This is a genomic window from Pseudovibrio sp. WM33 (assembly GCF_001623165.1).
Taxonomy (GTDB): domain Bacteria; phylum Pseudomonadota; class Alphaproteobacteria; order Rhizobiales; family Stappiaceae; genus Pseudovibrio.
Genome location: NZ_LMCK01000071.1, coordinates 1 through 11387, shown reverse-complemented (window position 1 = coordinate 11387; position 11387 = coordinate 1). Strand labels below are relative to the sequence as shown.

At 52.1% G+C, this 11387-nt stretch carries 8 protein-coding genes; 4 read left to right on the top strand and 4 right to left on the bottom strand.

Going from position 1 to position 11387, the window contains the following annotated elements:
• The first annotated feature begins 686 nt into the window (after nt 1–686).
• Together PsWM33_RS12240 and PsWM33_RS12230 are read left to right on the top strand one after the other, a co-directional pair.
• Nucleotides 687–1640: an aldo/keto reductase gene (locus tag PsWM33_RS12240; protein ID WP_208994539.1), complete on the top strand. Its 954-nt coding sequence runs from the start codon at nt 687–689 to the stop codon at nt 1638–1640.
• 1124 nt (nt 1641–2764) lie between these two features.
• Complete coding sequence (locus tag PsWM33_RS12230) at nt 2765–4375, top strand: BCCT family transporter (protein WP_063300423.1); 1611 nt, start codon at nt 2765–2767, stop codon at nt 4373–4375.
• A 98-nt stretch (nt 4376–4473) separates the two neighbouring features.
• On the opposite strand, the gene PsWM33_RS12225 is transcribed toward PsWM33_RS12230, so the two are convergent.
• A complete protein-coding gene (locus PsWM33_RS12225; RefSeq protein ID WP_063300422.1) occupies nt 4474–5589 on the bottom strand; it encodes an extracellular solute-binding protein in 1116 nt (371 codons plus the stop codon).
• Nucleotides 5590–5851: 262 nt separating this feature from the next.
• On the opposite strand from PsWM33_RS12225, the gene mgtE reads away from it, so the two are divergent.
• Together mgtE and PsWM33_RS12215 are read left to right on the top strand one after the other, a co-directional pair.
• Nucleotides 5852–7258, top strand: a complete 1407-nt coding sequence (mgtE, locus tag PsWM33_RS12220; RefSeq protein ID WP_063300421.1) for a magnesium transporter — start codon at nt 5852–5854, stop codon at nt 7256–7258.
• Nucleotides 7259–7313: 55 nt separating this feature from the next.
• Nucleotides 7314–7721 carry a cupin domain-containing protein gene (locus PsWM33_RS12215; RefSeq protein WP_063300420.1) on the top strand — a complete coding sequence of 136 codons (408 nt, stop codon included), beginning with the start codon at nt 7314–7316 and terminating at the stop codon, nt 7719–7721.
• A 42-nt stretch (nt 7722–7763) separates the two neighbouring features.
• Here the strand turns inward: PsWM33_RS12215 and PsWM33_RS12210 are convergent, their stop codons facing one another.
• The 3 genes from PsWM33_RS12210 to PsWM33_RS12200 all read right to left on the bottom strand — a co-directional run bounded on the left by PsWM33_RS12210 (nt 7764) and on the right by PsWM33_RS12200 (nt 10923).
• Nucleotides 7764–9236, bottom strand: coding sequence for a DEAD/DEAH box helicase (locus PsWM33_RS12210; protein ID WP_063300419.1), 1473 nt, complete (start codon nt 9234–9236; stop codon nt 7764–7766).
• 402 nt (nt 9237–9638) lie between these two features.
• A complete protein-coding gene (locus PsWM33_RS12205; RefSeq protein ID WP_063300418.1) occupies nt 9639–9923 on the bottom strand; it encodes a GIY-YIG nuclease family protein in 285 nt (94 codons plus the stop codon).
• A gap of 199 nt (nt 9924–10122) precedes the next feature.
• Nucleotides 10123–10923 (bottom strand): hypothetical protein, encoded by an 801-nt coding sequence (locus PsWM33_RS12200; RefSeq protein ID WP_063300417.1) that lies wholly within the window; start codon nt 10921–10923, stop codon nt 10123–10125.
• Between the last annotated feature and the right edge of the window lie 464 nt (nt 10924–11387).

Here is an 11387-nt window from a genome sequence, read left to right as displayed (position 1 = left end):
ACACGCCGTTTCAATTCCACACCAGACCTGTGGGGGACAATTCCATCCAATTAAGCTCACCTTACGGGAGCGTTGAGGCGCCTCATTTCCCCTTAATACCACCAGCCACTTTCCTGCTCTAACTCCCAGCCACCAGAGTTTCAGGGAGAACATTACAGGAATAGACCGCGATCAAATCAGGCTGCATTCTCTCGAAACGCCTGCAAGCAATCTTCGGAGCAATCCGCGTTCTTTGAAAACTGAATAGTGAATGAGGGGGCATGGTGGTCGTGGTTTATGCTGCTACACCCTGAACTCACAGCAATCCCGACTGGGCAGTGAGCAGACGCCTAGTGAGAAACACCGTCATTGCGTTCGTTTGCGTGATTTTGCGCGAAACAGCGTTTTTGTGCGTTCTTATGTGCACTCACGACAATGGAACAATGCGTTTGGAAAAGCGTAGGGCTATAGCTGGCATCATCAGCACCCCGCGCTCCGGCCAACTGATAGGCAGGACTTATCCTACTTCTATCAAATCTTATCCCCCCAAACCCAAAAACTATCCCCGCTGCAAATGGCTTTTGATCATCAGCTTCAGATTTGGAAAGGCGGTTATGGCGCATTGCGCAGTTTATTTTTGTGTGATCCCCTCCTTCCTGGGAGTTTTAATAGCGGAAATAACGCTGATTTTCAGAGCTTTGAAAGATATGAATGCGTCTGCGCTGGGGTTTGGCTGCTGGGCTGTGGGTGGCACCTGGAATGACACCGAGGATCAAACCCCAATCCGAACCATGCTAAAAGCCGTTGAGCTGGGCATCAATTTCTTTGATGTCGCGCCGGTTTACGGGCTGGGGCATGCAGAAACGCTTTTGGGTGAGGCCCTCAAGACCTTTGAACGTGACCAACTGTATATTGCCACCAAGTGCGGGCTGGTTTGGAACAACCCGGAAAGAGCTGTCAAAAACAATCTTACCAAGACTTCCATTATAGAGGAGGTGGATCAATCACTCGAGCGCTTACAGACAGAGTATATTGATGTGCTGCAGTGTCATTGGCCTGATCCCCATACACCTATTGAAGAGACCGCCGAAGGTTTGCGCGCTGTTGTGGAGAGTGGGAAGGTTCGACATCTTGGCGTCTCCAACTTCTCATTGAAGATGACTAAAGAGCTGATGCAACATTGTGAGCTGGCCACTTATCAGGGGCTTTATAACCTTCTGGAGCCGAATGCCACGCATTATCATAATATACCGCTGAGCTACCGTAGTCGTGATGAGATCATTCCGCTTTGCGAGGAGCATGACCTCAAGTACTTGCCTTATAGCCCATTGATGCAGGGATTGCTGGCAGGAACCTTCAAAGCAAGCGGTAACTTTGACCAAAATGATGATCGCGCCAATAACCCGAAACTGAATTCTCCGCTACTGGAGAAGTATCTCGGCTGTGCTGACGAGTTGAAAGCTTACGCTGAAAAAGCCGGTATGCCTCTGGCCCATCTGGCTATGGGGTGGTTGATGGCGCAGGATGCGGTCGGGCCCATTATTACCGGAGCCTATCAGGAATGGCAGGTGAAAGAGAACATTGCGGTCACAACACGCTCTTACGATGCGGATCTTTTGAAAGGTGCTGAAGACATCGTTGCTAAATGGGCGCTATCTTAACTTATTAAGATCGAGCCAAAAAAACCCAGTTTTGAGGAACTGGGTTTTCACTTCACAATCCAGAGCAATGTGACTTTATATATAGGCTTTACCCTCATAGTTTGGTCGACACCATTTAGAAGCAGCTTATCCCTCTGATCGTCGCTTCCAAGATCAGCATTGGGTTTATGTTCGAACGCAAACCCGATCTCCTTTTCTTTCATCAGTAGAACAAAGAACCGCCGTTTGACTGTGGAACTCCAGAGCGTGCCACAAATCTGTTTCAAAGTCTGAGCGAGCATCTGAGTCAGGCATGAAACTGAGTTCTAACCACAGCTCGCCCTTCAGGTCATAGATGGCAACTTCACGCTCTCGCCTCAAACATCATCGCCACCTTACACCTCGATTGCACCTCTCGCCCTAAGGCCGAATGCAACATGTCTCCAATGCGTATCGGATCGACTTCCCACGGAGCCGAAACTGAGCTGCTCTTACTTTGAATGGTATTTTCTGCGCTGCGTCCGAACCTCACGTCTCACACTAAGGTTTGCTATGAGAAAGCCATCAATAAGAGAGCAGCCCTACTCACGCACCTTATTAGGCCTGAAATATCTTCATCTTTGCACAGTCAATACAGCATGGAAGAGATTGGTATTCTCTGAAACTGGCGTATTCGAGCAGTATGAGGCCCGAAAATAGAATATGAAGATCACAAGCTTAGAGATGTGAGACAGGTTTTTTGGCCTCTTTGATATTGCTTTTGCAGGATCAGGCAAATCGGCAAAAGCTATCCCCAAGACTAAGTATTTTTACTCTTGTGTGTAATGCATTTAAATTTGTAGGTTTCGCGCACACCAAGTGGTGCCTAACCAATCACTGTCAGCGACGGCTTCTTGCTAAGCCAGATCACTTTCGCTGTATGGCATCGCTATCCATCTGTGCCTCCGCCATGGAGGCAACCGCGTTGCCAGCTTCCGCCCTTTGTGCGTGGAACCCATTTCTGGCAGTGATCGTATAGGCTCGCCCATGAGCTTTCGCGGCAGATGGCTAACAAGCGGATCATGGCTCTTGGTTGAGCTGCTAAATCCACGTGACGTGCGCACTCGGGCTGCATGCGTGGATATCTGCCAATAAACAGGACCAGTATGACTGATCAAACCTGCGCAGATCTTATTCCGGCCCCCGAAGGGCCGTCCAATCTTATTGATACTGATTATGAAGTAGGACAAGACAATATTACACCGCGAATCGCTGGTGTTGCGTTTGACGTCCACAATATCGTTTTCACTATTTCCAGTATTGCGATTGCAATTTTTGTTGCAATTACTCTGCTCTATAAAGACGCTATTGGTCCGGTCTTTGGTGATCTACGTGTTTGGCTCACTTCTAGTTTTGACTGGTTTTTCCTAATTGCCGGCAATATCTTTGTGTTGCTTTGCCTCTTCCTGATTGTGTCTCCACTGGGAAAGGTTCGCATCGGCGGCAGAGATGCAAAACCAGATTACAGCTACAGCGAATGGTTCTCCATGTTGTTTGCTGCAGGCATGGGCATCGGCCTTGTCTTTTACGGCGTGGCTGAGCCACTTGGCCATTTCTCTTCCATCACTTCTGGTAGCAGCTGGGCACCATTGGGCGGTGAAGCGCTGAGTGGTGCGGAAGCAGAGCGCCTTGCCATGGCCTCCACCATCTTCCATTGGGCCCTGCACCCATGGGCAACTTACGCTGTGATTGCTCTTGGTCTGGCTCTGTTTGCCTATAACAAAGGCCTGCCGCTGACTGTCCGCTCTATCTTTTATCCAATTCTGGGTGAGCGCGTTTGGGGTTGGCCGGGTCACGTGATTGATATTCTGGCTGTGTTTGCCACCTTGTTTGGTCTGGCAACCTCTCTGGGTATTGGTGCAGAACAGGCCAATGCTGGTTTGAACCATTTGTTTGGTCTTGAAATCACGACAACAACCAAGGTCATTTTGATCATCGCGATCTCTGCTATTGCACTTTGTTCCGTTGTTATGGGGCTGGATAAAGGCATCAAACACCTTTCCACCTTCAACGTGATCACCGCTGCTTTGCTGCTTGGTTTTGTTCTGTTGGCTGGTCCAACATTGGACATCCTACAGAAGCTGTTCTGGAATCTGGAAGCTTATCTGGAATATCTGCCAGCACTTTCCAACCCAGTTGGCCGTGTTGACGATAACTTCCGTCAGGGTTGGACAACTTTCTACTGGGCTTGGTGGTTCTCCTGGGCACCGTTTGTGGGCATGTTTATCGCTCGCATCAGCCGTGGCCGCTCCGTTCGTGAATTCATGATTTGCGTGCTGGTTATTCCAAGTGTTGTCACCACCCTCTGGATGACAGCCTTTGGCGGCACAGCGATTGAGCTGGAAGCAACTTCTACTCTTGGCAAAATTGCAGGTGCGGCGACTGAAATTCAGCTGTTCGAGATGCTGAGCAACCTGCCACTTGCTGAAATCACATCTGTACTGGGTGTCGTTCTGATCATCACATTCTTTGTGACGTCTTCAGACTCCGGTTCTTTGGTTATCGATACCATTACAGCTGGTGGTAAGGTGAACGCACCGGTTCAGCAGCGCATCTTCTGGGCGTCTTTGGTTGGCCTTGTTGCGATTGCATTGCTGCTTGGCGGTGGCCTTTCCAGCCTTCAGGCGATGACGGTTTCAACCGGCTTCCCGTTTGCGATTGTCTTGCTTGGTGCATGTTTTGCAATCGTCAAAGGTTTGCGTAGCGAGCCTAGATAAGCAAACTTCATACTAAATTCAAAAAACGGCGGGATCATTTCCGCCGCTTTTTTTGTTTGAAATGATTGCATGTGGGATCGTCGTTTGATCCGCCTACATCAGTGAATGGTCGCTGCCAGCTTCTTGGCATCTACGCGCATGTTGGCTGGAAGCGGGATATAGCCGGATGAAATTGCAGCTCCCCTTGCCTGTCCGCTCAAGACAAATTCAGCAAACTGGCGCGCCGCAGTGCCGGTTCTCACATCAGGGTAGACGTCTTCTGTCACCAACCAAAAGAATGAAATGATGGGGTAAGCACTGGGAGCTTCAGGGTTGTGAATCTCATCAATGGAGAGCGGATCACCACTTCTGCTGACCTCCTCGATAGCTGCTTCTCCGGCATTGAGTGAGGGTGCTACGAAGTTGCCCTTTTGATTTTCGACCAGAGCCATCGGGATCCCCAGTGTGCTGCCAAAGGCTGAGGGGGCGTAGCCGATTGCGCCATTGTTCTCGGTGATCTTGGTCACGACCTCAGAGGAACTTGGCACGAGGACAGCATCTTTCGGGAAGGTCTCCAGTGGCCAGATGCTGGCAGATTTGCCGGACCATGCATTTTCGGCGGTGTACAGGTGCTTGGAGAGGGCGAGGTTTGCACCGCTGGCGTCGCTGCGGCCAACAATGGTGATTTTCAGCTTTGGCAAGCGCAGGTCCGGGTTCACCATGCGGATTTCACGGTGGTTCCAGTATTGGATGGAGCCATCAAAAATACCGGAGAGCGCGTTGCGCGTGAGCTTCAAGTGGCCAACACCCTCAATATTGTAAAGAATGCCGAGCATGCCTGCGGTGATGGGGATCTCCAGCAGTTTGTCCTCTATGGCGACAGGCTCATCGGCGGCATCAATATCGAGGTCTTGCTCGAGGATCGCTTCCAGCGGAGCGCTGGAGACAGCAAAATCGACCTTGCCAGCCTGCAATGCCAGCACCCCAGCTCCACTGCCGATCGGGTCATATCGCACTTCGATCTCGGGGTTTGATGTTTTGAAGAGACGCAGAGTCTCATTGAACAGGACGTCTGGATACATGGATCCCGCTCCACTCAGTTCCTCGTAGGGTTCTGCCTGAGCGTAGCTGTCCTGAGCCATTGAGGAGTTAATCAGAAAACCGGTTGCCAAAAGCGAAAGGAACGAAGCAGCTACAATCTGAACGCACAGTTTTGGAGAGATCCGGTTGAGCATGGCACATCTTTCTCGGAGATTTTCCAATATGTAGACGCTGGTGTGCGTCATTTTATGCTGTTGGGCGTTGATATAACCGCCCGTGCAAGGCCCCTCATAACTTAGATTTCATAAAGGCTTTCTCATTGTGGGCTGCGGTATTCTTTGAAAACTTTATCTATAGAAATACAGCATTGGTTTTGCTTGATCTTAGGGAGAGGTTTACTTCGCTGAGGCATGGTCTGCACACGCAGAAAATCGTACCCAGACAAAGGTGCGGAGGATGGCAAAAAACAAGAAGCCACTTCAGTGGAGCAGCAAGGCAGACACCACCGCACATGAGCACAACAAGCAGGTGCTGAAGATGGTGCGCCATTTGCTGCGTGCGCATGAGACCAGCTGGCTGGTGAAGCAGCTGAAGAAGTGGTCGCCCACGGATTTGCTGCAGCTGTTGACTGCCCTGCCCCTGCCGGACGCACGTAAGCTGTTTGCGCTGCTGCCTATTCGGCCTTCCACCAAGATCCTTGCTGAGCTTTATCCGGATTTTCGGGCTGAACTGCTGAAAGACGGGACGACCACGCGGCTGGTGGAGATTCTCAATACGCTGAAGGAGAATGATCTGGCGGATACGCTGGATGAGTTTCCGCAGAGCTTGCTCGACATCATTGTGCCGCAGCTGGATGCCCGGGCGGAGATTGAGGAGCGGATTTTGCATGGAGAAGATACGGCCGGGCGGTTGATGAGCCGGAAGTTTGTGGCGTTCAACGAGGATTATACGGCGGGGAAGGCTATTGCCGCGATCAAGAGCCAGTATGATCTGGTAGGGCGGTTTCGCACGGTGTTTGTGGTGGATGCCAAGCACCGGCTGGTGGGGCGGCTGGATGTAACGCGGCTTTTAACGCTGGAACCGAAGGTGCGCATCGGGGATGTGATGGATGCCAATGTGCTGGCGGTGTCTGCGGAGATGGATCAGGAGGATGTGCTGCGCAAGGCGGCGAAGCGGCAGATTTCCTCTATGCCTGTGATTGACGTTGACGGGAAGCTGATTGGGCGGATTACGACTGAGCAGATGAACCAGATTGTGCGTGAGGAGCTCTCGGAAGACCTGATGTTGATGGGCGGGGTTTCGCCGGAAGCGCGGCCCTCGGATTCTGTGCGCCGGATCATCAAAGGCCGGTTGCCCTGGTTGATGACGGGGTTGATTGGGTCTGCTGTTGCGGCGTTGGTGGTTGGGTCTTTTGAGGATGAGCTGGAGAAAGCGGCTATTTTGGCGGCGTTTATTCCGGTGATCATGTCGATGGCGGGCAATTCCGGGCTTCAGGCGTCTGCTGTTGCGGTGCAGGGCATTGCGACGGGGTCTATCTGGACGGGCAGTACGCTGTTTCGGCTTTGGAAGGAGTTTTGCGGGGCGCTGTCCAACGGGGTGATTGCAGGCAGTGTGCTGACTGTGCTCATCAGCATTGGGGCCGTGCTGTTTGAGATTCATGATCCCGTGTGGCTGGCGCTTACGGCTGCGTCCTCTCTGGTCATCGTCACCACGGTGGCTGCCATGGTGGGGGCGACGGTGCCTGTGGTGCTGGACAAGATTGGCATTGATCCGGCAGCGGCGACGGGTGTTTTCATCACCACCAGCAATGATGTGCTTGGGGTGTTGGTCTACTTCACGACGGCCAGTTATCTTTATCTGTAACTAGACGTTCCCTGCTCTCGCAGTCCCTACTGCTCTCAGTGAGGGAGGGATTTTTATGGATGAGGAACAGAGTTTCAGCCACAGCGAAGGTGAGGCTGGGGAGTTTGAGGCGCGGGGGTTGCGCAGTTATTTTGAATATCGCGACCTTGGCGTGGCTGATGCCACCAACGGGGCTGTGGTTGCGCATGTGATTAAAGCGCGTGAGGGGCACAATGCGACGGGGCAATGGCATGTGCATGATTGCTCCTTTCAGTTTTATTATGTGCTGAAAGGCTGGGCGCGGTTTGAGTATGAGGGGCATGGCATCCGCACGGTGAAGCCGGGGGACTGCGTGGTGCAGCCAGCGGGCATTCGCCACCGCGAGATTGAGCATTCTGAGGATTTTGAGCTGATCGAGATCGTCTCGCCTGCCAATTTTGGTACTCGGGCGGAGGACGAGACGGCAGAGACCACTGAGGCCTGAAAGCAAAACCGGGGCTTGTGAGCCCCGGTGTTTTTTATGAAATCAGCGCTGTGCAGCTGCTGGTTTTGCGCGGCGTGGCCTGTTGCTCTGGCTGCGGTTTGGACCGCTTTTTTGAGCCGGACGCGCATTTGCATTTGGCTTACCGCCGCGGCCACGACCTGCATTTGGCTTTGCACCAGCTGGTCTTGCGCCTGCCTCACCTGCTGGTTTGCTGCCTTGTGCGGCACCATTGCGGCCTGCACCGCCAGCTGGACGACCAGCACCACCGGTTGAGCGGCCTGCACCGCCGCCACCACCGCCACTGCGGCGACGGTTGCCTTGCGGGCGTTTGTGGCGTTTCAGCTGTGTTTGTTCGTTTGCTGGGTCGTACGCAGGCATTTCGCCGTCCGCCCAATCGCCATCACCAGACGGGATTTTGCGGCCAATCAGGCGCTCAATGTCGCGCAGGTATGGTTGTTCGGTTCCATCACACAGGGAGATGGCAACACCGCTTTTGCCTGCGCGGGCTGTCCGGCCAATGCGGTGAACGTACGCTTCCGGTACATTTGGCAGCTCGTAGTTGACCACGTGGCTGACACCATCAATATCAATACCGCGGGCAGCGATGTCTGTTGCCACGAGGATTTTGATGGAGCCGTTTTTGAAGCCATCCAGCGATCTTTCGCGCTGGCGCTGGCTCTTGTTGCCGTGGATGGCGGCTGAGCTGAGGCCTGCTTTGTCCAGATGACCGCTGACACGGTCTGCCCCGCGCTTGGTGCGGGTGAAGACGATGGCGCGTTCGATGTCTTTTTCTGACAGGATTTCCTGTAGGGCAGCTCGCTTTGAGCTTGAATTGAGGAAGCGAACGGACTGCTCGATTTTCTCAATTGGACGGGAGACCGGCGCCACGGAGATTTCACGCGGGTTGGTCTGGAACTCTTTGGCCAGCTTGCGGATCTGGTGTGGCATGGTTGCGGACAGCAGCACTGTCTGGCGCACTTTTGGCAGTTTGCCAAGAATACGGCGGATGGCTGGCGCAAAGCCAAGGTCCAGCATCTGGTCGGCTTCGTCCAGCACAACTGTTGTTGTGGCGTCCAGCTTGATGCCGCCGGTGCTCATGTGGTCTTCCAGACGGCCCGGAGTGGCGATCACAATGTCCAGGCCTCTGGACAGGGCGCGCAGCTGTGGGCCGGGTTTCACACCACCAAAAATAACGGCAGTTGATGGGCCGATATACTGGCCATAGGTGCGCACGCTAGCAGCGATCTGGGAGGCAAGCTCACGGGTTGGCGCAAGAATAAGCGCACGGCAGGTGTGCGGCGCTGGTTTTTTGCGGTCTTCTGCCAGACGGGTCAGCAGTGGCAGCACGAAGGCTGCGGTTTTGCCGGTGCCTGTTTGCGCGATGCCGAGGATGTCCTCGCCCGCTTTCATGTGCGGAATTACTTCACGCTGGATTGGGGTTGGGGCTTCATAGCCCTCTTCTTTTACGGCGCGCAGGATAGGCTCTGCGAGGCCAGCTTCGTCAAAATTCTTCACTCTCGTACTTCCAAGATGTGCAGAGCACGCCCCCTGATATGGGATCAGGAAGATGCTCATAGATTAAACGCCAGCATATACCCCGCAGACATACATCTACGCGGCCAGACTGGCTAAAATTGAGATCCATGGAGTTTGAGAGGAGCTTTGAAAGCGACCTAGAAACGCTGCGGACCACGGTGCGTGCCCGTGTTACATCCCACTCGAGCAGGCTGCCTTGCTGAATATATTGCAGGCAGCGGGGTGGCGCTTCAAGCATATGCCCAATAAGCGCGTTGCCTCGGGAGATATAGGTAAATGCGCGGGAATGCAAGGGGTGGGGGGTGAGATGATCCACGCAATGCTCCTCTAACCGCCGTCATCCCGCACTTGATGCGGGATCTAGAATGATTAGCAAAGCCGTCACCCTAAGTCCCGATACAGATCACGCCATGATGGGTTAAGTGTTTCAATTAGCTTCAGTTTCCATGCCCGCCTCCAACGTTTCAGCTTTTTCTCACGAGCGATTGCATCCCTAATACGCTCAAATTCTTCGTAATAAACCAGCTGAGAAACGCCATAGCGAGCAGAAAACGAGGTTGCCGTCTTCTCCCGATGTTCATGAATACGGCGTGCCAGATTATTGGTGACGCCCGTGTAGAGCGTCCCGTTTCTCTGACTTGCGGTGATGTAGATGTAATAGGGCATGCCGTAGTTTGAGAGTGTACGTGCAGATTGCCAATCGCATGATCTGGCTAGGCCTTTATCAGGGGTGATTTCCTACTGGATCCCGCATCAAGTGCGGGAAGACGGCGGTGGCGGCTTTAAGCTCCATGCCCGCCCTCGCCGTCATGCCGGACGAGCGAAGCGAAGATCCGGTATCCAGAGTCCAAATTACAAAGTCAAGCTAATCAGATCCCACCGCACTATCATCAAATTCAACTCGGGCTGTAATCTCAGTCATCGCATAATGAACAAACTGCTTGCCTAGCTCTGTAAGGACATAATCTTCAGTATTATCAAAAGAAGATTTCATAGTATTGCTTCGATTACCTGTCCCTCTAGTAGGCTTGGGTTTTATGAAGTTGCCATAATAATCGGTTTCTCGATGTTGGCGTATTACACCGCCAGTGCTTAGGTCCCTGATTAAGAGCTTATATAGGTCAGCTTCCGCTGAATCTTCACGCACGGGTGACCTTCCCAAGTTGGACCAAATGCTTCCTCGCCCGATTGGACCTTTTCTATAAATTTCACCGATTACTTCGAAATGAAAATCAGAATAACTTTCAAACCAATCTATGAAAAGTTTGACCACATCATCTGATGCGAGTTTTGTTGAAGCTGAGTGAGATAATATATTGCGGACTTTTTGACGCTTATCTTCTGAATCAATCCTGGACCAATTTCGAAAAGCCTTTTTCAAAATCGCTTGATATTTATCAGACTCTACACGATCTTTTACTTTCTGATCATTCAAATCAAGTCGCGCCATGATCTCTATTATCGTCTTTTCTTTCTCCTTCAATTCCTCACGAAGCATCTCAATCCATTGCTGCAACAACAGATTTACCTGCTCTTGCTCATGATCTGACCACGCACTCACAACCGCAGACAAGGCCCCTCCTGCAAACGGGACAGCACCGGCAAGTGCTTGAAGACCAGCTTTTGAAAGCTTCTTTCCTGTGCCAGCTTTTTCAATTTTATTCATTTTGATTTTCAATAACTTTTATTAATATACAGTGATACTTTACTATCTCCATCAACAACATCAAGCAGCATGTTCAATTTGGCTACTTGCATTGAAGTTACACAACTTCATTTCTAGTCGCGAGAGAACACATAATAGTCATAAATAAGATCCGTTCCTCGTCATGCCGGACCAGCGGAGCGGAGATCCGGTATCCAGTGTTATGCGTGCTGGCGTTAGTGAGTGTGGCTCTAGATCCCGCATCAGGTGCGGGATGACGGTGGTGGGCGTCATCAGCGTATCCCCACGGCAACACCTTGCCCTCTTCTGCAACTTTTCGTTGACAGTGGAGGCGTTCCATTCCACATTCATATGTGAGGCGTAGAAACCTCTGAAAAGCGGCTACCGCTCCCGTCAACTAGCGGATTTTTTGTGTCTTTTTTCTAAAGGCGCAAACCCTTTGCTATGAGCGGGAGGGCGGTGAA

Coding starts and splice junctions, on each gene's coding strand:
- PsWM33_RS12240 (WP_208994539.1), top strand. CDS start 687: ATGAATGCGTCTGCGCTGGGGTTTGGCTGCTGGGCTGTGGGTGGCACC.
- PsWM33_RS12230 (WP_063300423.1), top strand. CDS start 2,765: ATGACTGATCAAACCTGCGCAGATCTTATTCCGGCCCCCGAAGGGCCG.
- PsWM33_RS12225 (WP_063300422.1), bottom strand. CDS start 5,589: ATGCTCAACCGGATCTCTCCAAAACTGTGCGTTCAGATTGTAGCTGCT.
- mgtE (WP_063300421.1), top strand. CDS start 5,852: ATGGCAAAAAACAAGAAGCCACTTCAGTGGAGCAGCAAGGCAGACACC.
- PsWM33_RS12215 (WP_063300420.1), top strand. CDS start 7,314: ATGGATGAGGAACAGAGTTTCAGCCACAGCGAAGGTGAGGCTGGGGAG.
- PsWM33_RS12205 (WP_063300418.1), bottom strand. CDS start 9,923: ATGCCCTATTACATCTACATCACCGCAAGTCAGAGAAACGGGACGCTC.
- PsWM33_RS12200 (WP_063300417.1), bottom strand. CDS start 10,923: ATGAATAAAATTGAAAAAGCTGGCACAGGAAAGAAGCTTTCAAAAGCT.